The sequence below is a fragment of the Pandoraea commovens genome (assembly GCF_024704525.1).
Taxonomy (GTDB): domain Bacteria; phylum Pseudomonadota; class Gammaproteobacteria; order Burkholderiales; family Burkholderiaceae; genus Pandoraea; species Pandoraea commovens.
In genome coordinates, this window is record NZ_CP102780.1 from 1587384 (window position 1) to 1613391 (window position 26008).

Sequence of the window (26008 nt, forward strand, 5' to 3'; positions counted from 1 at the left end):
CTCAATTCACTCAGAGCGTTCGCAACGCTGTTTTCAAGACCTTGCCGTAGTGGTTCTTCGGTAGGGCGTCCACGGCGACGTAGCGTTTAGGGCGCTTGAACCGCGCGATGTGTTCGAGGCAATACGCATCCAGCATCGCACTATCGAGCGTCACGCCGGGCGTGCAGACGACATAGGCCACGACCACCTCGCCCCATTCTGCGTCGACTTCGCCGATCACGGCCACCTCGGCCACGCCATCTGCACGGAGCAGCACCTCTTCGACCTCGCGCGGGTAGATATTCGTGCCGCCGGAGATGATCACGTCCTTCGAGCGATCCTTGAGAGTGAGGAAGCCGTCGTCATCCAGCACACCGATGTCGCCCGTCCACAGCCAGCCGTCGCGCAGCGTCTTGGCGGTCGCTTCCGGATTGCGCCAATAGCCTTGCATCACGACATCGCCGCGGACCACGACTTCGCCCGGTTCGCCGGTGGCTACAGGTACGCCGTCGTCATCGACCACCGCCACCTCCACCATGGCGTGGGCATGGCCGACCGATGCCAGTCGTTGCGACCATCGAGGGTGTGCCGTCGCCGCGATTTCGTCGCGTGGCAACACCGTGATCGTCATCGGTGACTCCCCCTGCCCGTAGATCTGCACGAACCGCGAACCCATTACCGACAACGCGCGCTCGATGTCGGCCGAATACATCGGCCCGCCGCCATAGACGAGGGTCTTGAATCCCGCCGAAGAAGCGCCTGAGGCCTGCGTGTGCCGCACCAGCCGATTGACCATCGTCGGCGCGGCGAAGCAGGAGACATTGCCAAGCGTCTCGGCCAGCGCAAACATTTCCTCCGCATCGAAGCCACCCGACGCGGGGAAGATATGCCCCGCCGCCTGCATCATGAACACGACGCTGTAGAGTCCGGCGCCGTGCGACATGGGGGCGGCATATAGCGTGCGGTCGTCGCGCCCCACGGCGTCGACGTCCGTCATATAGCAGGCCGCCATCGACCAGAGGTTGCGATGCGAGAGCATCACTCCCTTCGGACGCCCTGTCGTCCCCGACGTATAGAAGATCCACGCCAGATCGGTATTCTCGCGGGACGCCACCTCGCCGCTCGCATCGCTTGCCAGCCAACGGGCAATTTGCGCGTCCTCCGGCGCAAAGCCCGTCACCTGACTGCCGATATGGTCTCGAACCGCTAGCAGGTCTTCCGCCTCCGCAAGCAATACCGCAGCCTCGGCGTCATTGACGATGAAAGCGGCCTCGCGCGGATGCAGTTTCGCGTTGATGGGCACGGCCACCAGCCCGGCCCACCAGATCGCATAGAGCCATTCGAGATACTCGGGACGGTTGCGCATCCAGAGCGCGACGCGTGCGCCGTCGGGCAGATCCATTGAGCGCAACCCGGCTGCGATGGCAGCACACCGTCGCGCGAGTGTCGCGTAGTCGTACTGCGGCGCGTCGCCGACATAGGTGGCAACATGCCCGGGGTGGCGCTGGGCCGCGCGGGCGAGCGTACTGGCAATATTCATGACGACCTCGCAATACCCGTGGTGCCCGCATCGACGCTATCTACACGCCGTGCGCTCACGGTAAGGAAAACGAACAGCAGTACGCCGTAGGCCAGCACCATCGCACCGAGCGTGGTCATGCTCGCGCCGTATCCGCCAAAGGTGTCCTTGGCCCAACCCGTCAGATACGGGCCGACGAAACCGCCGAGGTTGCCCACGGAGTTCACCAACCCGATCCCGGCGGCGGCGGCTGCACCCGTCAGGAACATCGGCACCATCGGCCAGAACAGAATGTTCGACGCCAGAATCCCAGCCGCCGCGATGCACAATCCGAGAATCCCGACGTAGGGCGACGCGGCATTCCCCGCCATCACCAACCCGATGGCGCCGATGGCCGCCGGTAGCAGAATGTGCCAGCGGCGCTCACCGGTCTTGTCAGAGTGCCGCGCGTTCACGACCATCGCCACACCCGCACACACATACGGCACGGCGCTCAGCAAGCCGGCCCGCGTGTTGTCCAGTCCGCCAATGCCCTTGATGATCTGCGGCATCCACAGCGTGATACCGAACAGTGCCGTGATATTGCAGAAGATGGCGAATGCCAGCAGCAGCACCTTGCCCGAGAGCAGCGTCTCCATCACACCATACTGGCGCGCGCGTTCTTTGGCTGCCTTCTCCTGCGCCAGCGTGCGAACGAGCCACTCACGTTGCGACTCGTTGAGCCACGTCGCCTTGTCCGGGGCATTGCCCAGCACGAAGTAAGCCACAACGCCTACCACCACGGCGAGCCCGCCTTCGAGCAGGAACATCCATTGCCAGCCGCGCAGCCCGGCAAATTCATGGAACGATGTGAGAATCCACGTCGAGAGCGGGGCGCCGATCAGCACGGCCAGCGGCAACCCGAGAATGAAGATCGCCGTGGCGCGCGCCATCGCGCGTCCGGGGAACCAGAGGCTCAGATACAGCACGATTCCGGGGAAGAAACCCGCTTCGGCAACGCCGAGCAGGAAGCGCATGACATAGAAGGACGTCTCGCCTGAGACGAACGCGAAGCCCGCCGAGACGACGCCCCACGTCACCATGATCCGCGCAATCCAGATGCGCGCGCCCACGCGGTGGAGGATCAGGTTGCTCGGCACCTCGAAGACGAAGTAGCCGATGGAGAAGATGCCCGCACCAAAGCCGTAGACGGTGGCGGTGAACCCGAGGTCGCCGTTCATGTGCAACGCCGCGAAGCCGACGTTTACACGATCGAGGAAGGCCACGATATAGCAGAGAATCAGGAAGGGCAGGATGCGGCGAAATAGCTGGCCGATGGTTTCCTGCGCGATGCGCGAGTCCAGTGCGGCAGCGTTATCGCTGCCCGCCACGGGTTGACTCGCCGTTGATGCGATGGTCGGGTTCAAGGGGTGTCTCCGTCATGGTTCTGTTTTTGAGTGCTGATGACTACCAACTGCCTGATACGTACTACCTGACGCCACTTCGCAAAGCTATCCCGCTGCTGTCGGTGCTACCGGGGAATCACTGTTTGTAATCGTGCCCGTCGCGGGCCAGTTGGCGCAGCAGCGACGGCCACTCACGATCGCCCGAGCCGCGCATGTCCGTCACCCACTGCTGTGCGGTCAGCACAGCCACGTGATGCGGCGGAATCCGCAATCGCGCTCCGGTACTCTGCGCCAGCAATTGCGCGCGTGCGGCCTTCTCCAGATAGAACATCTCCACGAAGGCATGCCCCACCGAGCGGCCGACCGTCAGCGTGCCGTGATTGCGCAGAATAAGGGCCGCATGATTACCGAGGTCGGTGAGCAGGCGATCCCTTTCGTCGATGGTGAGAGCAATGCCCTCGTAATCGTGGTATCCGAGCCGTCCGACGAAGCGCATGGCGTGCTGCGTGATCGGCAGCAGTCCGTCTTCGAGCGCGGACAACGCCATGCCCGCTTCGGTGTGCAAGTGCATTACGCAGGCGGCGTCTTCACGTGCCGCATGAATGCACCCGTGAATCACGAAGCCCGCCGCATTGGGGCGGTATGGTGATTGCCCCACGACACGCCCGTCCAGATCGATCTTCACCAGGTTCGACGCGGTGATCTCGTGAAACGACAGACCAAGCGGGTTGACGAGAAAGTGATGCGACGGGCCGGGCACCCTCGCCGACAGATGCGTGTAGACGAGATCGTCCCATCCGTTGATCGCACACAGTCGGTACGCCGCTGCGAGATCCTCGCGCACGCATTGTTCGTCCGGCGTGATGCCGGTGTCGGCAATCGTCTCGCCGACAGGCAGGTCAAAGGAAGAAAAAACTGTGTCAGACTTCAGCATTCCGTTCTCCGATCCGACGCACCGTTGGCAGAGTCGTCTGCCAGTGTGTTTCAATACGGTGTCGTTATTTATAAACTAAACGTTCAGTTTAGTATTTATCCGGGCACAACGAATGTCAAGTCAGTCGAATCCCGAATCTCCCACGCCAGGCCGACGCGGTCGCAAGCGCAGTGTCGAGGCCGAGCGCGCCGTGCTCGACGCCGCCTACCGTCTTCTGCTCGAACAAGGACTGCACGCCACGACGATGGAATCCATCGCCACGGCGGCGGGGGTGAGCAAGGCCACGATCTACAAGTGGTGGCCGAATCGCGCGTCCGTGATCATGACGGCGTTCCTGCGCGAAGCGGGGCAGGCGCTGCCGTATCCGGAGGAGTTGCAGCTCGACAGCATCTTCTCGCGTCTGCTCAAAATGGCAGAGGAGTTCTGCGGCCCGATGGGCACGATGATCAGCGCGCTGATTGCCGAGGGGCAGTCCGACCCGGAGATCGCGCAAGCGTTTCGCGACGGCTATGTCTCCGCGCGACGCGAGCAGGGCGTCGAGATCGTACGCGATGCGATCGCTCGGGGCCTCATCAAGCCGGGCGATCCCGATGTCGTTCTCGACATACTCTACGCGCCGCTGTACTACCGATTGCTCGTCGGTCACAAGCCGCTGACCCGGGCGTTCGTGCGCGAGCACGTCGACCTGGTCATGCAAGGTCTGCTCGGCCCTAACGGAACGGTGCCCGCGCTGACCCGATCGCGCTCGGGCAGTGCGCCATCCGGTGCAAACAAAACGACACGCGCGAGGGCGTTGGCAAAAAAAGCTTGACGCTGCCGATAGGGTTGTGGATAAACTAAACGAATAGTTTAGAAAATAAAACGACAACACAATCCGACGGAGACGCCCTGAATGAACACATCCCTCCACCGCGCGAAGCGCCTCTCATTGAATGCGTTACGCGACGCAGGCAAGGCTGTCGTAGTGACCGGTGCTAGCGGTGGTATCGGATTGGCGGTGACCAATCGTCTTCATGACGACGGTTGGCATGTCGTGGCCACGGACCTGGACTTGACGCAACTGCGGAGTGTTTTCGGCGAGCGTGCGGACGATACGCGAATGCAGCTGGCAGCGCTCGACGTGACAGACCACGCGGCGGTGAATGCGTTGGCGGCATCGCTGCGCAATCCGGGTGTGGCTGGTCTGGTGAACGTGGCGGGCGTGTTGCAGGATGTGATGCCGATGCTCGACATGACCGACGACATGCAGCGTCGCGTTTGGGAAGTGAACTACTTTGGCGCGCAGCATTGCCTGCGCGCTTTCACACCGCTCATGACCGAGGTCGGCGCCGGTGCGGTCGTGAACATTACGTCGATCAATGAGCTGCGCCCATTGCCGCTGCACGCCTATTCCCCGGCGAAAGTGGCGTTGGGCGCGCTCACCCAACTCGCCGCCGGTGAACTCGGCGCGTCGGGCATTCGGGTGAATTCGGTCGCGCCCGGCTTTACGCTCACACCAATTTTCGAAGACAAACTCGCCACCGGAAAGCGCAGCGCGACGGCCATCGAATCGCACTCGGCGCTCGGGCGTCTCGTCGGGACGGACGAAATTGCGGCGGCCGTGAGCTTCCTGATGAGCGACGAATCGAGCGCGATCACCGGGGTGAGCCTGCCGGTCGATGCGGGCTGGCTCGTCAGTTCCCACTGGATGAATTTTCGCGAACTCGCGCACGCCAGCAACGCCTGAGTGATTCGCTCGCGGCGCGGCGTCACCGGCCCATTGGCCCATTGGCCCATTCGCCGATAGGCTGCTGTCTGAAAAGCGCCGCGCATGTCGCGGCGCTCACACCTGCGCACACCCCGCGCCTCTCCAACACCTCGTCAAATACGCACGCTAAGTAGTAACGCTAATACTCGAACCCATAACACGCATATAGTATGGTCGTTATGGTGGCGGGCAAACCTATCGGTACAGGCGAGCAAGCATACCCGATTCCCCTGAGCAGGATTTGGCTCCGCAGTGCAGTACCGGCGCGCTATGTATATGACCGGACGCACCTCCCCCCGGAGCACGTTGTCGGTCCGCTCGGAGGGTGACGTTTCACGAGAAGACAAGAACCCGGCATCACGACGGCGCAAGACTGTCGCACTGCCCCGGAATTCGCGCTTAAGGAGACATCATGCGGTCCTCTGGCCACTCGCCCTGAGCCTTCTCACATCCCCCGTATTCGTTCGCTGAAGCGCTACATGCGCTCAAGGGTTGCGCTCGTCCGCAAGGCCGGGTCACACCCTTGCACATTGCGCGCACGGCGTTGGCATTCGCGACACGTTTCATCATTCAAGAGTGAGGAGAGTCATGTCAGACGTGCAACACACCACGGGCAAGTCATTGGGTTCTTTGGATTCTGCTGGCGTCGGGGGCGGACTGCGCCGCCGCGATTTCCTGATGCGCACACTCGCCATCGGCGGTAGCGGTCTCATGTTGGCGACGATGAAGGCCTGGGGCGTGGATCTCGCCTCGGTTCGCACCTCGCCGCCGCGCCTCTCAGGCAGCGGCCGCGGTAAGCGCGTGGTCATTCTCGGCGCAGGGCTGGCTGGTATGACGGCAGCCTACGAGCTGTCGAAACTCGGCTACGCGTGCGAAATCATCGAGGCACGCAGTTTCGCGGGCGGCCGTTGCCAGACTGCGCGGCGCGGCTTCGAGCTGACTGAGCTGGGTGGCGAGCGCCAGGTCTGCAACTTCGACGAAGGCCAGTACATCAACCACGGCCCTTGGCGCATTCCGTTCTGCCAGCAGTCCACGCTGCATTACACGCGCGAATTCGGCGTGCCGCTCGAACTCTTCAACAACGATAACGACGCGGCCTACGTCTACAAGGAAAACATCGACGGTCCGCTCGCGGGCAAACGGCTGCGCCAGTTCGAGATCAAGGCCGACATGCGCGGCTACACCGACGAACTGTTCGCCAAGACACTGCGCGCGGGCAAGCTCAACGACCAACTGAGCGAAGGCGACCGGGCATTGTTGCTCGACTACCTCGTGCATGAGGGCTACCTGAACAAAAAGGACCTCGACTACAAGGGCACGACGGCGCGCGGCTACAAGACCTATCCCGGCGTGCAGTCGGGCGTGCAGACCGATCCGCTGCAATTCGGCGATCTGCTCAAGTCGAAGCTCGGCAACATCTATCGCTCGACGAACGACATCGAACAGCAGAAGACGATGTTGCAAGCCGTGGGCGGCATGGATCACGTGGCGAAGGCCTTCGAGCGTCGCACCAAGAAGATGATCCGCTACAACACCGAAGTCGTGAGCCTGCGCAATACCGATAGCGGTGTGGTGCTGCAATGCAAGGACACGCGCACCGGCGCCGGTCGCACGGTCAAGGGCGACTTCTGCCTGTGCACGATCCCGCTGTCGGTACTCAAGCAGATCGACACCGACTTCTCCGACGATTTCAAGGATGCGATGCAGGTCGCCTACGAGCCGGTCGGCAAGCTCGGTGTGCAGATGAAGCGCCGCTTCTGGGAAGAAGATCATTTTATCTATGGCGGTCACATCCAGACCGATATCAAAGGCGCCACGCTGATCTCGCTGCCGTCGACCAACTGGCAAGGGCAGAAGGGCACGCTGCTGTCCTATTACAACTTCGGCGCGATGGCCGCGCAGGTAAGCGCGATGTCGCTCAAAGAGCGCACTGACTTCGGCCTCGCCGCTGGCGAAAAGGTGTTTCCGGGGCATTATCGCGATTCGGCCGAGTCGTCGTTCTCGGTGGCGTGGCACCGCGTGAAGTACAACCTCGGCGGTTGGGCCGACTGGAGCGAAGCGGGACGCCGCACGGCGTATCCGCGTCTGCTCAAGGGCGAGGGCCGCACGTTGCTCGCTGGTGAGCACATGAGCCATCTCAACGGCTGGCAGGCCGGAGCCATCGAATCGGCCTGGCATCAGATCGAGCAGCTTCATGCGCGCCTGAGTGCGTGAGCCCTACGAAATTCAGCATCATCGTCAGTCGCAGTCAGTAGAACGGTAGAGGAGTAAAGCAATGAAAAAGTTGTGGTCGATCGCGTTGCTCAGTCTGGTGGCCAGTGTCTCGCACGCGCAGACGCCTTCGGGCAAAACTATCTTTGGCAACAACTGCGCAGCGTGTCACCAGGCAGGCGGGCAGGGCATTCCCGGCGCGTTTCCTGCGCTCAAGGGCGACAAGTTCGTGCTGGGGGACGCCGTCAAGGTCGTTGAAACGGTGATCGGTGGGCGCGGCGGCATGCCAACGTTCAATTCATCACTCAACGACAAGCAGATCGCGGATGTCGTGACCTTCATTCGTGCTGAATGGGGTAACAACGCCGCGCCGGTGACGACCGAGCAGGTCGCGTCGATTCGCAAGACGATCGCCGCGAAGGAAAACGAGGGCGGCACCAAGGGCAACTGACCGCGACGGGCGCGTCGCTGCGGAGAAATGCCGCGCAGCGCGTCCGGTAGGGGCCGCCCCTCAAAGCAGAAACGACAGTCACGCGTCGGCAAGACCGGCGCGCGTGGGCACGCGCGCGCCTCGATTTCAACAACCTTCAGGAAAACGAGATGACGAAGTCAACGAAAGGATGGTGGAAACTCGCAGCCCTCAGCGCAGCCATGTGCTTCGCGCATGCCGCCGGGGCGCAGGAAGTGGTGCGCCATCTGCCGAAGCAACCGGGTCCGCTGGCCCTTGCCGTCGAAGTGCCTGCCAGCGCCACGACCGTCTATCTGAGCGGGCAGGTGCCGGAGAAGCTCGAAGGCGGTGGCTACGGCAATACCGAGCAGCAGACGGTGAGCGTACTCAAGCGTATCCAGGCGCTGCTCGCCACGATGAATCTCACCATGAAGGACGTGGTGAAGATGCAGGTGTTTCTCGTAGGCGATCCGGCGAAAAACAACGTCATGGACTTCGGCGGCTTCATGAACGGCTACTACCAGTTCTTCGATAAGAACGGTCCGAACCTGCCCGCACGCTCGGTGCTGCAGGCGGCACGTCTGGTCGACCCGGGCTGGATGGTGGAAATCGAAGTGATTGCCGTCAAACCGGCGGGCGCCAAGTAAGCGCTCGAGTCTGCCAGGCAGCAAAGGTGAGAGGGGATGCGTACTGCGCTTCTCACTTCGCGAGAGTTCGGGAAAATGCGGCGCTCCGTCCAGGGAGCGCCGCGCCTCCGGACAACTTCAACGGCGTGCGAGACGCTTTGCCATTCGGGAGGGGACTACGACGAAAATAATACATCAAAATAGTTAGGTATACAAATTTCTAGTCGCGACACGGGAGACCGTCGGCGCGCTGTAGCGCCGCGTGGTTTGGAGAGCGTCATCGTCCGTCAGTGGCTTCGCCAACGCTTGGAGGCAGGGCGAGGAAGAGGTGTGTTCGCAAATTCATGTCAATTTATTAGTTATCCTAAATATACGATCAGAATTTGCGGAATGAACGGCGGTGACGTGCGTCGCGGCGGTGCTATCATGGCCGGCCGCTGCAGGGCGGTTGGCGCATTGGGGAAGGCATTAAATGAAGACATGGGCATTTCCTCTGGCCGCCGGGGCGCTGATCGCCTCGCCGGCGTTCGCGCAATCGAGCGTGACGATGTTTGGCGTGGCGGATGCGAGCCTTCGCTATCTGTCCGGCGCTACCAATGACAACAAGAGTTCCTTCGCACTCACCGACGGCGCCATTTCGCAGAGCCGTTGGGGCATCTACGGCAAGGAAGATCTCGGGCAGGGCATGAAGGCAATCTTCATGCTTGAAGGTGGTTATCACCTGAACAACGGCACGTCGCAGCGTAACGGCAAGATCTTCAACCGCAAGGCCTACGTCGGTCTCGACGGCGATTACGGCAAGCTCACCATCGGCACGCAGGATAACCCCGCGTGGGAGCTGCTGATCGAAGGCTGGGATCCGCTCACTGTCGGCAACTACGACCAGAACGAGTGGATGCCGGTCGTGTTCGGCACCAACGGCCCGAACGGTGCCAACAACGCCGTGAAGTACATGAAGCGGTATCAGGACGTACAAGTCGGCCTCGAGTACATCGTTGGCGGCGTGGCAGGCAGCACGGCGCGCAACTCGGGGTATGTGCTGTCGCTGGCCTACGTGGGCAAGCCGTTCGGTGTGATGGCCAACGTGCTCCAGAACCGCGACATCAACGCCAATACCCAGATGATCTACAACCTGGGCGTCAAGTACGAGTGGGGTCCGGTGACGGCAACGCTCGGCTACTACAACAGCAACGACAAGACCGGTTTCGTGGACGGCTTCCTTTCAGGGCGCGGTGTGACGGGGGGCGCGAATCCGCGTAAGGACAATGCGTTCTATGGCGGTGTGGCGTATCAGGTGTCGAAACCGCTGACGATCACCGCAGCTGTGTACTACGACCGCGCGAGCAATGTGAACGGTGTGTCGGGCGATGCAGGCGACGGGTCGCGCGAGACCTATGTGCTGCTCGCTGAGTACGGTTTCTCACGCCGCACCACGCTTTACGGCACGGTCGATTACAGCGTCGGTCACGGCGCGCAACGTGCCGAGTTTCCGAACGGTCGCGACCAGACCGGTGTCGGTATCGGCTTGCGGCACAGGTTCTGACAGTATCCCCTGAAGGCTTCATGCGTCGTACTTTGACCACCGCGAACGTTGCGGTGGTTTTTTTATGGGCGCTCGGTGGGCGCTCGGTTGATGCCCGCGCAAAAGCAAACGCGCCGCGAGCCCGAAGGCTTACGGCGCGTGACGAAGCGGGGGAGACCGAATCGGGTGGGGCGCTTACTCGAAGTTGCGGCGTCGCACCTGTGCGGCGACCAGCCCGTACATGACGGCAGCAATGGCGGTGCAGACGCAGAACGTCGTCACGATGGCGTATCCCATCGCCATCGGGCCGCTATAGAACACGTGGGCGATCGTGGCTGCCACCGTGGGTCCAAGCGCCAGACCGAGCAGGTTTTGCACGAGGAAGAACAGCGACGAGAGCTTGCCCATCATGCGCCCCGGCGTGATCTGCGCCATCGTTGCGCCAGCGGACGACGGAATCGGACTCGCGAAGAACGTGTGGCAGACATACAGCACGACGGCCAGCGCGTGATTGTCCGTGAACGCCAGCAGGAGCGTCGCCAGACAGGACACGAAGGTCGACACCATCGCCACTTCCAGCGGTGCCGCACGGCGTCCGCGACGCGAGAGCCGGTCCATGACCGCACCCAGAATCACGAGACCGGCGGGCACCGACGCCATCATCAATGGCCCGAGCATGCGGCCGATGCTCGGCAACGGCAGATCCCAGGCGCGTGAGATGACGGTCGGGAGCCACGCGTTGAAACCGGAGATCGCCATCGCGTAGAGGGTCGCGGCGATCCACAGCGGCACGTAGAGCTTCCATTCGCTACGGATGAAGCGCAGCGCGTCGCGATAGCCGGGCGCGTCGGCACTCTTCTGCTTGGCCGCGCGCTTCGGTTCGCGCAGCGTCAGCATCAGCAAGGCGAGCGGAATGCCGACGAGCCCCGGCACGACGATCACGAACTGCCAGGGCTTGAGCGCGCCGAGAATCGGCCAGTGCGCCACGTCGCCACTCTGCGAGAGGCTGAGCAGTGTGCCCCCGACGAACAACGAGAAACCTACGCCGAGCATGGGTCCCATGTGATAGATGCCGAACGCCCGTCCGCGCCGGTCGGGCGGAAAGGTATCGCGGATCATCGAGTACGCGGCCGGTTGCAGCGCGCCTTCACCGATCCCGATGCCGGTCCGTCCGAGAAAGAGCTGGATGTAGTTGGTGGCGAAGCCGCAGAGCACCGTCATCGACGACCAGACGAACACGGCCCAGCCGATGATGCCGCGTCGGCTGAAGCGGTCAGCCAGATAACCGGCCGGAATGCTGAAGGTGCTGTAGAGCACCACGAACGAGAGACCGAGCAGCAGGCTCATCTGGAAGTCGCTGACGCCCAACTCCTTCTTGAGCGGCACGACCACGAGCGAGAGCGACGAGCGGTCGATGAACGACAACACGAAGATTGCCGTGAGCACGATCAACATGTACCAGTCGCGAAGGCCAACGCGACGCGTCTCGTTCGCGGCTGCGAGTGTCTCAGAGGCGGATGCCTCAGGTGAAGCAGCCGGACTGTCCGGTGCGGGGTTGTGCGGGGGCGCGTTCGCCGGTCGGGCGTCCATCGCGTGTTGGGTCATGCCTGCCTCCAGTATCGTTATCGTAAGAGTGTTACGCGCGACATGCGGCTCGTGAACTGGTGCCTGCCCGCAGAACAGCGCGACATAACACGCATACTATATGTCTGTTATGACGAGTGTCAAACACGACGAAAAAAATGCGGCGAGTCGTTGACAACCGAAATGCATCGCGCCTATTCTTCGTCAAAACACGCATACAGTAATACTGAATATTCGAAGGAGACGCTGATGGCGCGAATCGTTTTCGCGATGGGCTGTTCGCACGGGCCGATGCTCGCGACGCCGCCCCAGATGTGGCATTTGCGCGCTGGCGCAGATCGCAAGAATCCGCAGCATTGGTTTCGTGGCGAGGCCATGGCCTTCGACGCTTTGCTGGCGGCACGTGCCGACGAGTCGCCGCGTTTCGCCGAGGCCATCGCGCCCGAGGCCATGCAGCAACGCTTTGACGCTTGCCAGCGTGCGCTCGACACGTTGGCCGAGCGCTTTAACGAGGCGCGTGCCGATGTGGTGATCCTGCTTGGCAACGATCAGCGCGAAGTCTTCAAGGAAGATCTCACGCCGTCGATCACCGTCTACGCGGGCGAGCGCATCGAGAACATTCCGCTCACCGAAGCACAGGTCGCACGTCTTCCGCCCGGCGTCGCCATCGCGGAGGAAGGGCATTGCCCGCCCGACGGCGCGACGTATCCCGGCGCACCCGACGTGGCCGATGCGCTCGTCAGGTCTCTGTGCGACCGGCATTTCGATGTGGCGAGATCGGTCCGTCTGCCCGGTGGTGAAGACCGTCTGCACGGCATACCGCACGCGTTCGGCTTTCTGTATCGCCGGATCATGCGCGACGCACCGCCGCCGAGCGTTCCCATCTTCCTCAACGTTGGTGTGGCACCCAACCAGCCGCGAGCGGCGAGATGCCTGGCGTTCGGCCATGCCTTGCGCGCTGCGATCGAACAGTTGCCAAGCGATTTGCGCGTGGCGGTGCTGGCGTCTGGCGGCATGACGCATTTCGTCATCGACGAGGCGCTCGACCGGCACGTGCTGAATGCCTTCGCCGAACACGACGAGGCGGCACTGGCCGATATTCCGGAGCCGTACTTCAATGGGAACACTGCGGAGATCAAGAGCTGGTATCCGCTCGCCGCCGCGATGCACGACATCGACTGGCGCATGACGCTCGTGGACTACGTGCCGTGCTATCGCACCGAAGCAGGAACAGGTAACGCGATGGCGTTCGCCTACTGGACCCCCGCGAAATAACGCGCAATAGCGGGCATTCAACGACTCGCGCATTGCTGCATCACACATCACTCTGCAAGGGACTTGCTATGAATGCTTCTGCCGACGCCGTCTCCCGACTGCGAAAACTCGATGCCTGCGCCGTATCGGATGCCCTCGACAAACTCGGTCTGCCCAGTACTGTCTGTCATCTGCCGCACCGCTCGGGCGCACGCCGCATTGCCGGGCGCGCGGTGACGGTGAAGCTGGTGGCGGTTGCCGATGTACCGCCGACGACAGGCGCGCCGCGCCACCTGGGCACGACGGCGGTCATGCAGGCGGGCACGGACAACATCATCGTCGTGGAGCAACGCACCGGACTCGATGCGGGGAGTTGGGGCGGCATTCTCTCGCTGGCGGCCGTGCAGCGCGGCGTGGCCGGTGTGGTCGCCGATGGTCCGGTGCGCGACATCGACGAGGCGCGCGACTACGACCTGCCGGTGTTCTGTCGGGCACTGACGGCACGCACTGCGCGCGCTCGCGTTGCCGAGGCGGGGACCAATGTGCCCATTTGCGTGGATGGCGTGGATGTCCGTCCGGGCGACTACGTGATCGCCGACAACAGTGCCGTCGTCTTCGTGGCGGTGAGCGACATCGAGCGCGTGCTGGCGGCTGCCGAACAAATCGCCGCACGCGAGGCCGCGATGGCGAAAGCACTGCTCGCCGGGCAGCCCGTGACCGATGTCATGGGGGCGAGCTACGAACACATGTTGCACGACGGCGCGGCATAAGCGGCACAGGCGCGCCACGACGACCCTCAACAATCCATTCATCAGGAGACACGTCATGACACAACAAGATAAGAACGTCGAACGCGCGGCTGCGCTCGACACCGCCACACTCAGCGATGCCCTCGACCGTCTCGGCATCGCCGGGCAATGCCATCTCGTCAAGCCGCGCGACAGCGCATACCGCATGGCCGGACGTGCCTACACCTTGCAGTATGGGCCTGCAAGCACGCCGCCCGGCACGGTCGGCGACTACATCGACGACATTCCTCCGGGCACGGTACTCGTACTCGATAACGGTGGCCGCGAAGACTGCACGGTGTGGGGCGACATCCTTACGGAAATCGCTCATCGCCGAGGTATCGCAGGTACGGTGATCGACGGCATCTGCCGCGACGTTTCGCTAGCCCTCGAACTGGGCTATCCGCTCTTCAGCCGAGGTAACTGGATGCGCACCGGCAAGGACCGGGTGCAGGTCGAGTCGGTGGGCGTGCCGGTCAACATCGGCAATGCACGCGTGAATCCCGGCGACATTCTGCGCGGCGACGCCGACGGCGTGATCGTGATTCCCGCAGAACACGAAGCGGCGGTGCTCGATGCTGCCGAAGCGATCGACGCTGCCGAGCGCCACATCCGCGAGGCCGTGCGTGGTGGCAAACGCCTCGACGACGCGCGCAAGGATCTGGGCTATCACCAGTTGCAGACGCGCGCGCGATAAGGAGCCGAGTCATGGACGCCACTTCCCGTAACGCATCGCTAGCAACGCAGTTTCCATTCGCCGGTTTGCCGACGGTCGACGTCGACTTCGCGCGGCCGGACCCTGCGCTCATCGCACGCGTAGCCGAACTGCCCGTGGCAACGCTGCACGAGGCTGCAGGCAAGATCGGCGCGCTACCCGCAGCGATCAAGCCTATGGCACCGTCCTTCCGCATCTGCGGGCCTGCGCTGACGGTCGACGCGCCCCCGGCCGATAACCTCTGGCTGCATCGGGCGCTGGCACTTGCGCGCCCGGGCGACGTGCTGGTGGTCCGCGTCGCAGAGCATTACGACGCCGGTTACTGGGGCGAAGTGATGTCGACGATGGGCCGCGTACGCAAGCTGGGCGGTCTGGTGATCGACGGCTGCGTGCGCGACGGCGCCATTCTGGAGCGCTTCGGCTTTCCGGTATTCGCGCGAGGGCTGTGCATTCGCGGCACCGGCAAGGACTTCGCGGCGCGCGGGTGGATCGGCTATCCGGTGCGCATCGAGGACATCGTCGTTCAACCGGGCGACGTGATCGTCGGCGATGCCGATGGCGTCGTGGCGCTGCCGCAGGCGTCGCTCGACGCGGTTGTGGGTGCCGCCCATGAACGTGAAGCCAAGGAGGCGGACATCATCCGTCGTCTGGAAGCGGGCGAAGCCTCGCTAGACATTTACGGCTGGAATCGCTGAGGGGATTGTGCGCGTCGTCAGGTTCGACGACGCGCTATCGAATCGGGTGCGCCGCCACCGCACCTGATGTAAGGCAGTGCCGGTCCGCTTGGGGGTGGGCTGGCTTTTGCGAACCGCGTCGGGGGACGCGGTTCTTTTTTTTTGTGCGCCGCGTAGTGCCTTAACGCTTGGTGGCGGCCTTGGCGGCGGCGTCGCGTGCGGCCAGATACTTCTCGCGAAGCACATTGAGGTTTTGCGACACGACCTGGCGTGCGGCCTCGTCGTTGCGCGCGCGAATGGCGTTGAGCAGTTCGCGGTGACGCTTGATCACGCCCTTGGCGACGGTCTCCGTCGTGTACGGCGTGAGCGAGCGATACAACACGTGCACGATCGCTTGCATCATCGCTTCGAGGAAATGGTTGTGCGACGCGTGCGCCACGGCATTGCGGAACGCCATCGACGCCTGCGTGAATTCATGCTGCGTGCCGACCAGCGCCTGCGCGTTCTCGAGTGCGACTTCCAGCGTCTCGATGTCCTCGGCGGTCGCGGCTTGCGCGGCCAGTCCGGCGACGGCGACTTCTATCGTGTACTGCGCGTCGAAGATCTCTTCGGCGGACATCCCCACCAGCTTGAGCTGAATGGCGAGCGCCTCCGAGAAGAGCGAAGGATTGCCTTGGGCGATGCGCGCGCCGCCACCGGCGCCCGTGCGAATGTCGACGACCCCCAGCGCCTGCAGACGCCCCAACGCTTCGCGAATCGGCAGACGGCTCACGCCGAATTGCGTGGCGAGGTCGTTCTCCGAGCCGAGGAAATCACCCGGGGCGAAGTGCCCGTCGAGCAATGCCTCCTTGATCTGACGTTCGACGCGCATGGCGGTCGATTCGGCGCGGCCGAGTTTCCAGACGGGTGTTTCTGCTTTTTCGCGTGACATGGGAATCCTGGTCGTTTAATCGGCAACAAGATACTACATTGCGCATAGCCTATGTGGGTACGCGCTGCGCTTCATGAAGGTGCGCGAGCAAAGCGTCGCGGGGCACGTTGCGCATGATGAAGACGAAGCGTGAGCATCGTTCGGGATGGGCGTCGGCCGCTTGCGCAGGCCATGACGAAAGCGTCTCGGGCGGGTGCAGCCGGTGCTGCACGCCGTGAATGACCACCGGGCCGGATTCCCCGGTAACGTCCACCAGGGCCTTTAGTCGCAGCAGATCGTCGCCGTGATGGAACGTCACCGCGCCGAGCCAACTGCTCAGGAGATCCCATTCGAGCGGCGCCTCTAAAGTGATGCAATGCGCGATGACATCGCTGCGGTGAGCGGCTTCATGGACGGGCAGTAACGTGAGTGGTCCGCAGTCCGCGCAACCTTGCGCCCCGTGCGTGGTGCAGATCGGTCGGTACTTGCGCGGTGTTCGCGTCGGGTGGTCCGGGGGCGGTGCATCGGCGTCGTGCCAGCGCAGCGTCACATCCGCGACGTTCTGTGCCGCGTGCATGCCGAGCCCGAACACTTCCGCTGGCGAGATGCGGCCGTGATCGCACGTATGCTGCGTCGCTGCGGGGTTACGTGCGGCGAGCGCCACGCGCAAGTCGTCGAGGGCGGCCTCGTCCACAAGGTCAGCCTTGGTGATCAACAGCCGATCCGCCAGCATCACCTGACGCTGCGCCTCGGGCTGCTGCGCGAGCTGCAACGGCGCATGGGCGGCGTCGACCGTCACGATGACGGCGTCCAGTGTGAATCGCGCCGAGAGCGCCGGATCGCGCAGCAATGTCGCGACAACCGCACTCGGATCGGCCAGGCCACTGGTCTCGATCACCACGCGAGAGAACGGCGCGATCGTACCCGCGCGAAGCTGTGCTTGCAGCGACAGCAGGGTCTCGCTCAATTCGTCGCGCACCGCACAACACACGCAGCCACTTTCGAGCAGCACGGTGTGCGCATCGAGCGTCTGCACCAGCAGATGGTCGAGACCGACTTCCCCAAACTCATTGACGATCACTGCCGTATCGCTCATGCCCGGATGCGCGAGCAGCGCGCGCAACAGCGTGGTCTTGCCGCTCCCGAGAAATCCTGTGAGGAGCGTAATCGGTAGGCGATGGGGCAGGCGAGGCGGCGGCGCTGTCATGGCGGGCTGGTCGGATTCGGTACGCGAGGTGTCGGGAAGAAAGTCGGACGTTCGGAACATGGTCGTCGCAGCGTAGGGCACGCGCTGTCGGCCGACCTTGACGCTGATCAAGCGACGCACGCATCGTAGTAGAATGCGCATACAGTATGTTTGTAAGCGTGTCCCGTCAATAGGCGAAAGTGCTTAAATTTCCGCGATTCCCTTGGTGGGTGGGGCTTTGACGGTGATTTAAGAATGAGCGGGGTTGGGTGAATACACCATCGATTGCCCAATAAAGGGCGTTGACACGCAAAATAAACACGCATACAGTATGCGCAAATGCACTGTCGAATGCAGTGCGCATTCCACAAGAAACGGACGGAGACATCCATGCTCAGCGAGGCAAAGAACCAGTTGTTGACGCAGGTCGGACCAGGCACGCCGATGGGGGAATTGCTGCGGCGCTATTGGCATCCGATCGGTGCCGAGAGCGAGTTCGACGAGATCTCGGTGCGACCGGCGCGCCTGTTCGGCGAAGACCTGGTGCTTTACAAGGATCTGTCCGGCAACTACGGGTTGGTGGATCGTCAATGTCCGCACCGTCGTGCCGATCTCGCGTATGGCTTCGTGGAGAAGTGCGGACTGCGCTGCAACTATCACGGCTGGCTCTACGACGAGAAAGGGCAATGCACCGAGCAGCCGTATGAGGACATCGCGAACCCGCAGGTACGCCTGAAGGACCGGATCAAGATCAAGTCGTATCCGGTACAGGCCAAGGCGGGCATGCTCTGGGCCTACATGGGTCCGTTGCCTGCGCCGCTCGTGCCGACATGGGAGCCGTTCACGTGGGCGAACGGTTTCCGTCAGGTCGTCATCTCGGAAGTACCGTGCAACTGGTTCCAGTGTCAGGAGAATTCCATCGATCCGGTGCACTTCGAGTGGATGCACTCGAACTGGAGTGTGCGCTTGCGCGGCGACACCGGCCCCTACGCGCCCACGCATACGAAGCTCGGCTTCGAGGAATTCGAGTACGGGCTGATCTACAAGCGCGTGCGTGAAGACACCGACGAGAAGCATCCGCTGTGGGCCGTCGGCCGTCTCGCCCTGTGGCCGAACGTGTTCTGTCTCGGCGATCACTTCGAATGGCGCGTGCCTATCGACGACGAGAACACGCTCTCGATCACGTGGGCATTCAACCGTGTTCCGCGCGAGCGCGAGCCGTACGTGCAGGAGACGATTCCTGCCTGGTATGGCCCGGTCAAGGACGAGGCGACTGGGCAATGGATCTCCAGCCACGTGATGAATCAGGACTTCGTCGCGTGGGTTGGGCAGGGGCGCATCGCCGATCGCACCCAGGAGAATCTGGGCGCGAGCGATCGCGGTATTGCCATGCTACGTCGTCATTTCTTCGACGAACTCGATGCCGTTGCACAGGGCCGCGATCCGAAGGGGCTTGTGCGTGAAGAAGCCAAGAACGACTGCATCGATTTGCCTGTCGCCGCCCGGCGTCTCTTTGTCGACGGTTTGACGCGAGAGGAACTCAAAGCGCATCCGATCATCGGGAAGCATCTCAAGGAATACGCGTTCCAGTACGGGCAACCGGAAGCGGTGAAGCGTGCGTTCCACGACGCGATGGGGGTGCAGATCGACGAGCACGGCAACGTGGTAGATGCGCCGCTCGGGAGCACACAGCATGGCTGAGATCGTGCTGTGCATGGGAACCTCACACGGGCCGATGCTCTCGACGCCGCCCGCCGACTGGGATCTGCGCGTACGCGCGGACCGTGCCGAACCGGCGCATCCGTATCGCGGTGCGACTTACAGTTTCGACGAACTGATGACGTTGCGCGCCGCCGAAGACATCGAAGCGAAAGTGACGTTGCCCGCGCGTGAGGCGCATGCCGCGCGCTGTGCGGCGGCGCTCGGCGTGATGTCGAAGGCGCTCGCCGACGCGGCGCCGGACGTCGTCGTGATCGTCGGCAACGATCAGCGCGAAGTGTTCGGCCCTGCAATCACACCGGCCCTGTGGCTGTTCGGCGGCGAGACAGTGTTCGACGAACCGGTCAGCGCCGCGCGACTCGCGAAGATGCCGCCTGGTATCTCGATCTCGTCGGCCGCGATCAAGCCGGGGGCGCGCACGGAGTACCCGGCGCACGCGCCGCTTGCACGCCATCTGGCGACGGCGTTCACCGGCAGCGGGCACGACATCACGATCTCGACGGAAGTCCCGCAGCGCGGCAACGACGGTCCGACCGGCATGCCGCACGCGTTCGGCTTCGTCTACCAGCGGCTCATGCACGGCAACGTGCCGCCGCATGTGCCGATCATGCTCAACACGTTCTATCCGCCCAACCAGCCACGTGCGACGCGTTGCGTCGATCTCGGGCTGGCGCTGCGCGACGCCCTCGTGGCTTGGCCAGACGACGTGCGCGTCGCCGTGATCGCCTCGGGCGGATTGAGCCACTTCGTCATCGACGAGGCGTTCGACCATGCGCTGCTCGACGCCATGACGCGTCGCGACACCGCGTACCTGCGCGAGATCGACGAAGCGCTGCTGCAATCGGGCACCTCGGAAGTGAAGAACTGGCTGCCCGTCATTGCGGCGGCCAACGCCGGACAGATGACCATGCAGTTGGTCGATTACGTGCCGTGCTACCGCTCGGCGGCGGGCACGGGCAACGCCATGGGCTTCGTACTCTGGCATCCGGCGAATTAAGGCCACCGGCCGCGCAAGTCTCGTAGAGGACGACGCGCCGGCCCCACCTGCAAGGAGGCAGGCATGCTTTCCAGGCAAGACAACGAAACACTCACGCGCGTTGGACCGGGCACGCCCATGGGCGACCTGTTCCGTCGCTTCTGGTTGCCCGCGCTGCTCTCGGAGGAGATCGCCGAGCGTGACGGTGCACCGGTCAGGCTGCGCTTGCTATGCGAAGACCTCGTCGCGTTTCGCGATACGCAAGGACGCGTCGGCATCGTGGACGCCTACTGCGCGCATCGTCGGGCCGGGCTCTTCTTCGGACGCAATGAGGAATGCGGCTTGCGCTGCGTCTATCACGGCTGGAAGTTCGACGTGAACGGCCAGTGTGTGGAGATGCCGTCCGAGCCGCACGAGAATCCGCAGACGCATAACGTGCGCATCAAGGCCTATCTCACCGCCGAGCGCAACGGCGTCGTGTGGGTCTACATGGGGCCGCGCGAATCGGTGCCCGCGTTGCCCGACTTCGAATGGTCGCGGCTGCCCGAGCGTCAGCACACGGCGACCAAGCGACTGCAATCGTGCAACTGGGCGCAGGCGGTCGAGGGCGGCATCGATTCGAGCCACATCTCATTTCTTCACAGCCGCACGGAGCCGGTCGCCGGTGCGCCGAGCAATCCGTATCACGCGTCAGATCGTCATCCCGTATTCGAGGTGAGTGATGCGGATTACGGTCTGGTGATCGCCGCGCGGCGTCATGCCAGACCGGGCACGTATTACTGGCGTGTCACGCAGTTTCTGCTGCCGTGCTACACGATGATTCCGCCCGTTGGAAATTTCGACGAATCGAGTCAGGAGCCCTACGACGGTCACGCGTGGGTGCCTATCGACGACGAGACCACGTGGACATGGTCTTTCAGCGCGAGTCCTGCGCGCACGTATCGCGACGAAGAGATCGCGTTCCGTGGCGGACGCAAGGGCTTCTGGGGGCCGGTGGACGAGGGCTATCAGCCGCTGCTGCATCGTGACAACGACTACGGCATCGACCGCGCACGTCAGCGCACCTCCAACTTCACAGGCATCGAAGGCATTCCGAATCAGGACGCCGCCGTGCAGGAAAGCATGGGGCCGCTCGTCGACCGCTCGCAGGAGCGTCTGGGCGCTTCGGATCGCGGCATCGTGCGCTTTCGTCGGCTGATGCTCAAGCTCGCCCGCGATCTGGCGCAGGGGCAGGCGCCTGCCTGTGCGAACGATGCGGCGCTCTACAACGTGCGTCCCGTCTCGATGCTGCTGCCGCAAGACACGCCGGTGCTCGACGGCGCGGCGGCGCTGCTACGCGGCGCATCGGCACCCAGACACTGATACCGCAGCAAAGCCACACATGTCTTCATCTCATTTCATCAAACCCGAATCAACCTGAAACCGGAGTCCAGCATGATCATCGATTGCCATGCCCACGTGAGTGCACCGACCGAACTGTGGGCCTATAAGGCCAGCCTGCTGGCCAGCCGTGGCTCGCACGGGCGCGGACGCATCAACGTGTCCGACGACGAAATCCGCGCCGCCGCCAATCGCGCCGAAACGTGGCCCAAGGGGCACCTCGACTACATTCGCGACCACGGCACCGACCTGCAACTGGTCTCGCCGCGTCCTTTCCAACTGATGCAGTCGGAAAAGCCGTCGAAACTGGTGCATTGGTTCACGGAAGAGTGCAACAACATCATCTATCGCCAGACGCAGCTTTTCCCCGAGACGTTCGCGGGTGTCGCGGGTCTGCCGCAAACCGCTGGCGACCCGATCGAGCAGGCGCTGCCGGAACTTGAGCGCTGCATTAACGAGCTGGGCTTCTCGGGCTGCCTGCTCAACCCGGACCCGTTCGAGAACGGTGTGGCCGAGGCGCCGCCGCTGGGCGATCGCTACTGGTATCCGCTCTACGAAAAGCTGTGCGAGCTCGACGTGCCAGCGCACATTCACGGCACGGGTTCGCGCTCGGAGCGCGTGCCGTACTCGCTGCACTTTATCAACGAAGAAACCATCGCCGTGTTCGGCCTCGTGAACTCGGACGTCTTCAAGGACTTCCCGGACCTGAAGATCGTGGTGAGCCACGGCGGTGGGGCAATTCCGTATCAGATCGGCCGCTTCGACGCCCCGTCGCTGCGTCGTCCGAACGGCCAGCGCTTCTCCGATCGCCTGCGCAATCTGTACTTCGATACGGTGCTCTACACCGAAGAGGCGCTGTCGCTGCTCATTAAGACGGTCGGCGTGGATCGCTGCCTGTTCGGCACCGAGTGCCCGGGCGTGGGCTCGGCGGTGAATCCGAAGACGGGGCGCTCGATGGATGATGTACGTTCGCTCATCGACAACCTCGACTGGCTGAGCGCGCAGGACCGCCAGAAGATCTTCGAAGACAACGCGCGTCATGTCTTCCGTCTGCCCGCCAAGGCGGCATAAGTGACGGCCCGGCCGGTCCACCTGACTGTGTGACGACTCATGAACATGTCCGATTTCACCGATACGCTGCTCGTCAACGTTGCGCGGCGTGAGCAGCAGACCGAGACGATTGCCGTCTTCGAGCTGCGCGCGCCCGACGACAGCCCGTTGCCGCCCTTCACCGCGGGTGCCCACGTCGAGCTGTATCTGCGCGACGGCCTGTCACGCTGCTATTCGTTGCTCAACGATCCGGCCGAGCGGCATCGCTATGTCGTCGGCGTGCAACGCGATGCGGCGAGTCGCGGCGGATCGGCCTTCGTTCACGAGCATCTCACCGAGGGCTCGGCGCTTAAGATCAGCGCGCCGCGCAATCACTTCGCGCTCGACGAGGGCGCGGCGCGCACCGGACACACGGTGCTCGTCGCGGGCGGTATCGGCATCACGCCGTTACTGTCGATGGCGGCGCGCCTCGAAACGCTGGGCTGCCCGTGGACGCTGCACTACTGCGCCCGCAGCGCCCAGACGGCGGCGTTCGCCAATCGCCTCGATGCGGCGACTTTCTCGCACGGCCGCGTGCAGTGGCATTTCGACAGCGCGCCGGGGCGTGGCTCGCTCGACCTCATGCGCCTCATCGATGACGCCGCGCCCGGCACGCACCTCTATTGCTGCGGACCGGCGCCGATGTTGCAGGCGTTCGAAGCGGCGGTGGCGCGCCGCGTCGATTGCCACGGACATGTGGAGTATTTCAGCGGGGCGGGCACGCACCAGAGTTCCACGGGGCAATACGACGTGGTCCTCGCACGCAGTGGCAAGACGGTCCACGTAGCGGCCGGGCAGACGATGCTCGACGCATTGCTCGACGTTGGCGTGGACGCCCCGTATTCTTGTCGCGAAGGTGTGTGCGGCACGTGCGAAGTCGCAGTACTCGACGGCACGCCGGAGCATCGCGACCTCGTGTTGAGTCAGGACGAGCGGGCCAGTGGCCGCACCGTCATGATCTGCTGCTCCGGCTGTCGCGGCGACCGGCTGGTGCTCGATCTCTAGTCACGTGCATCACGCCCAAACACTATCAATGCGCTCGGCACAGAGCGCTGGAGGAGACGACATGCAACAAAGCGGTTTCACCCACACCATCGACGGTCGCGGCGAGTCCAGCAATGCCTCGTTCGACGTCATCAACCCGGGCACGGGCGCACCGTTCGCCGTTTGCCCGGACGCCTCGCAAGATCAGCTCGATCGCGCCGTGGCGGCTGCCCGTCGTGCATTCGCGGTCTGGCGCGAGACGACCCCGGCGCATCGCCGCGAGCGGCTGCGCAGCTTTGCAGAAGCACTGAAAGCGCGCAGCAAGGAAATCGCCACGCTGCTCACGCGTGAGCAGGGCAAGCCGTTCGCCCGCGCACAGGACGAACTCAACCGGGCGTTCGCCAACCTCGAAGGCCTGCTGGCCATCGAGCTGAAGCCTGAACTCCTGCGCGATAACGAGCGCGGGCACGTCGAGCTGCAATATCACCCGCTGGGCGTCGTGGGCGCGATTACGCCCTGGAACGTGCCGGTACTGCTCGCGCTGCCGAAGATCACCCAGTCGCTGTACACGGGCAATACCATCGTGCTCAAGCCGTCGCCCTATACGCCGCTGACGACGCTGCTCATCGGCGAAATCGCACGCGAGCACTTCCCGCCCGGCGTGGTGAACGTCGTCGCAGGCGGCAACGATCTCGGTGCGTGGATGACCAACCATCCCGGCATCGACAAGATCTCGTTTACCGGCTCGGTCGCCACGGGCAAGCGGGTGATGGCCAGTGCGGCCAGCACGCTCAAGCGTGTGACGCTCGAACTCGGCGGCAACGATGCGGCCATCGTGCTCGACGACATCGACGTGAAGGCCCTCGCGCCGCGTCTGTTCTGGGCGTGCTTCGGCAACAGCGGTCAGATCTGCATGGCGATCAAGCGTCTGTATGTGCATGAGAAGGTCTACGACGCGCTGTGCGATGCGCTTGTCGAGATCGCGAACAAGGTCAAGGTCGGCGAGGGCTTCGAGGAGGGCGTACTGATGGGGCCGGTGCAGAACCGCATGCAATACGAGCGGGTGCTGGAACTCATCGAGGATACGCGTGGCCAGAACGCACGCATTCTGTGTGGCGGCGAAGCACTCCCGCGTCCGGGATATTTCATCGCGCCGACCATCGTGGCCGATATCGCGGAAGGGACGCGTCTCGTCGACGAAGAGCCGTTCGGGCCGGTGCTGCCGGTAATTCGCTTCAGCGATGTGGACGACGCGGTGCGTCGCGCTAACGACAGCCGCTTCGGACTGTCGGGATCGGTGTGGAGCGCCGACCCGGTGCGGGCCCGCGAGATCGCACAGCGGCTCGAAGTCGGCACCGCCTGGATCAATCATCACGTGGGCGTGGAGTACGACGTGCCGTTTGGCGGCACGAAGGAGTCCGGTATCGGACGCGAGTATGGCGCGCAGGGGCTGAAGCACTACACGGAGATTCGCGCCGTGAGCGTGCCGGTGTTGCCGCCGATGGCACCACCGACCGGTGCGGCGAAGCGCTGAGTCGCACGTCGCTTCCAATCCCTACGAATCGTTTCGGAGAGACGCCATGTCCACCACGAAAACACAGGAAATGCCGGGGCACGCCGGTATGAGTCTGTCGGCGCGCGCCGACGCGCTCGAACATCAGATGATCGAGGCGCTTGACCGCAAGATCGTGCGTTCGGTGCTGTTCACGTCGGGCGATCGCGACCCGACGGCGCCGATCATGCCGCCGCCGGGCGGCAAGCCCGATCCGCGTCACTTCCTCATGGGCGACGATCCGCGCCTGCAGAAGATGCCGGAGCGCCCGACGCTGCTCGACTTTTTCAAGCACCGGTTCGCGCCCGCGAACCATTTGCTGCAAAGCGCCACGCATGCGCTCAAGGCGGGCCATGACGAGAAGACGATTCTTGCGTGCCTGTTGCACGACATCAGCGTGTCGGGCTTCATTCGCGCCGATCATGGCTACTGGGGTGCGCAACTGCTTGCCCCATACGTCGACGAAGAGGTGAGCTGGGCCATTCGCTACCACCAGGCGCTGCGCTTCTTCCCGGATGCCTCCGTTGGTTACGACTATCCCGAAGCGTACATCCGCTACTTCGGTGGAGATTACGAGCCTGAGCCTTACGTCAAGGCCGATTGGGAATACGCACGTAATCACAAGTGGTACATGACGAGCCGTCTCATCACGCTCAACGACATCTACTCGTTCGATCCGAACGCGCAGGTGAGCTGGGATCCCTTCATCGACATCATCGGACGCCATTTCAAACAGCCGAAGGAGGGCCTGGGTTTCGACGGTTCACCCTCGGCGCATATGTGGCGCACCATCATCTGGCCGACGAAGTTTCTGTAAGTCAGGCGG

General features: G+C 63.3%; 23 protein-coding genes. 17 read left to right on the forward strand and 6 right to left on the reverse strand.

The genetic code is table 11. The features are described 5' to 3' along the window. Positions 1-10: 10 nt before the first annotated feature. From NTU39_RS07660 to NTU39_RS07670, 3 genes are all read right to left on the reverse strand, one after another. A complete protein-coding gene (locus tag NTU39_RS07660; RefSeq protein ID WP_257959598.1) occupies positions 11-1519 on the reverse strand; it encodes a class I adenylate-forming enzyme family protein in 1509 nt (502 codons plus the stop codon). Beyond that, positions 1516-2904, reverse strand: coding sequence for an MFS transporter (locus tag NTU39_RS07665; RefSeq protein WP_257959599.1), 1389 nt, complete (start codon positions 2902-2904; stop codon positions 1516-1518). Before NTU39_RS07665 ends, NTU39_RS07660 begins: the two co-directional genes overlap by 4 nt. A 115-nt stretch (positions 2905-3019) precedes the next feature. Further along, entirely contained in the window at positions 3020-3817 is a 798-nt protein-coding gene (locus NTU39_RS07670; protein WP_257959600.1) for a class II aldolase/adducin family protein, read from the reverse strand. 112 nt (positions 3818-3929) lie between these two features. Here NTU39_RS07670 and NTU39_RS07675 point away from each other — a divergent pair, with 112 nt between their 5' ends. From NTU39_RS07675 to NTU39_RS07700, 6 genes are all read left to right on the forward strand, one after another. Then, positions 3930-4628, forward strand: a complete 699-nt coding sequence (locus NTU39_RS07675; RefSeq protein ID WP_257959601.1) for a TetR/AcrR family transcriptional regulator — start codon at positions 3930-3932, stop codon at positions 4626-4628. Positions 4629-4709: 81 nt separating this feature from the next. After that, positions 4710-5543, forward strand: a complete 834-nt coding sequence (locus NTU39_RS07680) for an SDR family NAD(P)-dependent oxidoreductase (protein WP_257959602.1) — start codon at positions 4710-4712, stop codon at positions 5541-5543. Between the two features lie 609 nt (positions 5544-6152). Then, a complete protein-coding gene (locus tag NTU39_RS07685; RefSeq protein ID WP_246184696.1) occupies positions 6153-7778 on the forward strand; it encodes a flavin monoamine oxidase family protein in 1626 nt (541 codons plus the stop codon). A gap of 61 nt (positions 7779-7839) precedes the next feature. Next, positions 7840-8226: a c-type cytochrome gene (locus tag NTU39_RS07690; protein ID WP_257959603.1), complete on the forward strand. Its 387-nt coding sequence runs from the start codon at positions 7840-7842 to the stop codon at positions 8224-8226. Positions 8227-8375: 149 nt separating this feature from the next. After that, positions 8376-8870: a RidA family protein gene (locus NTU39_RS07695; RefSeq protein ID WP_217426182.1), complete on the forward strand. Its 495-nt coding sequence runs from the start codon at positions 8376-8378 to the stop codon at positions 8868-8870. A gap of 451 nt (positions 8871-9321) precedes the next feature. Next, on the forward strand, positions 9322-10392 hold the full coding sequence (locus NTU39_RS07700; RefSeq protein ID WP_257959604.1) for a porin: 1071 nt from the start codon (positions 9322-9324) through the stop codon (positions 10390-10392). A gap of 174 nt (positions 10393-10566) precedes the next feature. Here the strand turns inward: NTU39_RS07700 and NTU39_RS07705 are convergent, their stop codons facing one another. After that, positions 10567-11976, reverse strand: a complete 1410-nt coding sequence (locus tag NTU39_RS07705) for an MFS transporter (RefSeq protein ID WP_257959605.1) — start codon at positions 11974-11976, stop codon at positions 10567-10569. 228 nt (positions 11977-12204) lie between these two features. Between NTU39_RS07705 and NTU39_RS07710 the strand changes: the two genes are divergently transcribed. The 4 genes from NTU39_RS07710 to NTU39_RS07725 all read left to right on the forward strand — a co-directional run bounded on the left by NTU39_RS07710 (position 12205) and on the right by NTU39_RS07725 (position 15407). After that, positions 12205-13230, forward strand: coding sequence for a DODA-type extradiol aromatic ring-opening family dioxygenase (locus NTU39_RS07710; protein ID WP_257959606.1), 1026 nt, complete (start codon positions 12205-12207; stop codon positions 13228-13230). A gap of 68 nt (positions 13231-13298) precedes the next feature. Then, complete coding sequence (locus NTU39_RS07715) at positions 13299-13979, forward strand: RraA family protein (protein WP_257959607.1); 681 nt, start codon at positions 13299-13301, stop codon at positions 13977-13979. Between the two features lie 55 nt (positions 13980-14034). Further along, positions 14035-14694, forward strand: coding sequence for an RraA family protein (locus NTU39_RS07720; protein WP_257959608.1), 660 nt, complete (start codon positions 14035-14037; stop codon positions 14692-14694). 11 nt (positions 14695-14705) lie between these two features. Then, positions 14706-15407, forward strand: coding sequence for an RraA family protein (locus tag NTU39_RS07725; protein ID WP_257959609.1), 702 nt, complete (start codon positions 14706-14708; stop codon positions 15405-15407). A gap of 160 nt (positions 15408-15567) precedes the next feature. On the opposite strand, the gene NTU39_RS07730 is transcribed toward NTU39_RS07725, so the two are convergent. Both NTU39_RS07730 and NTU39_RS07735 read right to left on the reverse strand, forming a co-directional pair. Continuing rightward, the gene (locus NTU39_RS07730; protein ID WP_150665842.1) at positions 15568-16317 is read right to left on the reverse strand and encodes a FadR/GntR family transcriptional regulator; all 750 of its coding nucleotides are present in this window, start codon (positions 16315-16317) and stop codon (positions 15568-15570) included. A 49-nt stretch (positions 16318-16366) separates the two neighbouring features. Further along, on the reverse strand, positions 16367-17563 hold the full coding sequence (locus NTU39_RS07735) for a CobW family GTP-binding protein (protein WP_257959610.1): 1197 nt from the start codon (positions 17561-17563) through the stop codon (positions 16367-16369). 309 nt (positions 17564-17872) lie between these two features. Between NTU39_RS07735 and NTU39_RS07740 the strand changes: the two genes are divergently transcribed. The 7 genes from NTU39_RS07740 to NTU39_RS07770 all read left to right on the forward strand — a co-directional run bounded on the left by NTU39_RS07740 (position 17873) and on the right by NTU39_RS07770 (position 25999). Continuing rightward, a complete protein-coding gene (locus NTU39_RS07740; RefSeq protein WP_150665840.1) occupies positions 17873-19183 on the forward strand; it encodes an aromatic ring-hydroxylating oxygenase subunit alpha in 1311 nt (436 codons plus the stop codon). Then, positions 19176-20198 (forward strand): DODA-type extradiol aromatic ring-opening family dioxygenase, encoded by a 1023-nt coding sequence (locus NTU39_RS07745; protein ID WP_174984970.1) that lies wholly within the window; start codon positions 19176-19178, stop codon positions 20196-20198. The genes NTU39_RS07740 and NTU39_RS07745 overlap by 8 nt, the downstream gene beginning before the upstream one ends. Positions 20199-20261: 63 nt before the next feature. Next, positions 20262-21539: a Rieske 2Fe-2S domain-containing protein gene (locus tag NTU39_RS07750; protein WP_150665838.1), complete on the forward strand. Its 1278-nt coding sequence runs from the start codon at positions 20262-20264 to the stop codon at positions 21537-21539. Positions 21540-21611: 72 nt separating this feature from the next. Beyond that, the gene (locus NTU39_RS07755) at positions 21612-22628 is read left to right on the forward strand and encodes an amidohydrolase family protein (RefSeq protein WP_150665837.1); all 1017 of its coding nucleotides are present in this window, start codon (positions 21612-21614) and stop codon (positions 22626-22628) included. 45 nt (positions 22629-22673) lie between these two features. Then, positions 22674-23651, forward strand: coding sequence for a PDR/VanB family oxidoreductase (locus tag NTU39_RS07760; RefSeq protein ID WP_150665836.1), 978 nt, complete (start codon positions 22674-22676; stop codon positions 23649-23651). Between the two features lie 61 nt (positions 23652-23712). After that, positions 23713-25164: an aldehyde dehydrogenase family protein gene (locus NTU39_RS07765; protein ID WP_257959611.1), complete on the forward strand. Its 1452-nt coding sequence runs from the start codon at positions 23713-23715 to the stop codon at positions 25162-25164. A 46-nt stretch (positions 25165-25210) separates the two neighbouring features. Next, on the forward strand, positions 25211-25999 hold the full coding sequence (locus tag NTU39_RS07770; protein ID WP_217426181.1) for an HD domain-containing protein: 789 nt from the start codon (positions 25211-25213) through the stop codon (positions 25997-25999). The last annotated feature ends 9 nt before the right edge of the window (positions 26000-26008 follow it).

Coding starts and splice junctions, on each gene's coding strand:
- NTU39_RS07660 (WP_257959598.1), bottom strand. CDS start 1,519: ATGAATATTGCCAGTACGCTCGCCCGCGCGGCCCAGCGCCACCCCGGG.
- NTU39_RS07670 (WP_257959600.1), bottom strand. CDS start 3,817: ATGCTGAAGTCTGACACAGTTTTTTCTTCCTTTGACCTGCCTGTCGGC.
- NTU39_RS07675 (WP_257959601.1), top strand. CDS start 3,930: ATGTCAAGTCAGTCGAATCCCGAATCTCCCACGCCAGGCCGACGCGGT.
- NTU39_RS07680 (WP_257959602.1), top strand. CDS start 4,710: ATGAACACATCCCTCCACCGCGCGAAGCGCCTCTCATTGAATGCGTTA.
- NTU39_RS07685 (WP_246184696.1), top strand. CDS start 6,153: ATGTCAGACGTGCAACACACCACGGGCAAGTCATTGGGTTCTTTGGAT.
- NTU39_RS07690 (WP_257959603.1), top strand. CDS start 7,840: ATGAAAAAGTTGTGGTCGATCGCGTTGCTCAGTCTGGTGGCCAGTGTC.
- NTU39_RS07695 (WP_217426182.1), top strand. CDS start 8,376: ATGACGAAGTCAACGAAAGGATGGTGGAAACTCGCAGCCCTCAGCGCA.
- NTU39_RS07700 (WP_257959604.1), top strand. CDS start 9,322: ATGAAGACATGGGCATTTCCTCTGGCCGCCGGGGCGCTGATCGCCTCG.
- NTU39_RS07705 (WP_257959605.1), bottom strand. CDS start 11,976: ATGACCCAACACGCGATGGACGCCCGACCGGCGAACGCGCCCCCGCAC.
- NTU39_RS07710 (WP_257959606.1), top strand. CDS start 12,205: ATGGCGCGAATCGTTTTCGCGATGGGCTGTTCGCACGGGCCGATGCTC.
- NTU39_RS07715 (WP_257959607.1), top strand. CDS start 13,299: ATGAATGCTTCTGCCGACGCCGTCTCCCGACTGCGAAAACTCGATGCC.
- NTU39_RS07720 (WP_257959608.1), top strand. CDS start 14,035: ATGACACAACAAGATAAGAACGTCGAACGCGCGGCTGCGCTCGACACC.
- NTU39_RS07725 (WP_257959609.1), top strand. CDS start 14,706: ATGGACGCCACTTCCCGTAACGCATCGCTAGCAACGCAGTTTCCATTC.
- NTU39_RS07730 (WP_150665842.1), bottom strand. CDS start 16,317: ATGTCACGCGAAAAAGCAGAAACACCCGTCTGGAAACTCGGCCGCGCC.
- NTU39_RS07735 (WP_257959610.1), bottom strand. CDS start 17,563: ATGTTCCGAACGTCCGACTTTCTTCCCGACACCTCGCGTACCGAATCC.
- NTU39_RS07740 (WP_150665840.1), top strand. CDS start 17,873: ATGCTCAGCGAGGCAAAGAACCAGTTGTTGACGCAGGTCGGACCAGGC.
- NTU39_RS07745 (WP_174984970.1), top strand. CDS start 19,176: ATGGCTGAGATCGTGCTGTGCATGGGAACCTCACACGGGCCGATGCTC.
- NTU39_RS07750 (WP_150665838.1), top strand. CDS start 20,262: ATGCTTTCCAGGCAAGACAACGAAACACTCACGCGCGTTGGACCGGGC.
- NTU39_RS07755 (WP_150665837.1), top strand. CDS start 21,612: ATGATCATCGATTGCCATGCCCACGTGAGTGCACCGACCGAACTGTGG.
- NTU39_RS07760 (WP_150665836.1), top strand. CDS start 22,674: ATGTCCGATTTCACCGATACGCTGCTCGTCAACGTTGCGCGGCGTGAG.
- NTU39_RS07765 (WP_257959611.1), top strand. CDS start 23,713: ATGCAACAAAGCGGTTTCACCCACACCATCGACGGTCGCGGCGAGTCC.
- NTU39_RS07770 (WP_217426181.1), top strand. CDS start 25,211: ATGTCCACCACGAAAACACAGGAAATGCCGGGGCACGCCGGTATGAGT.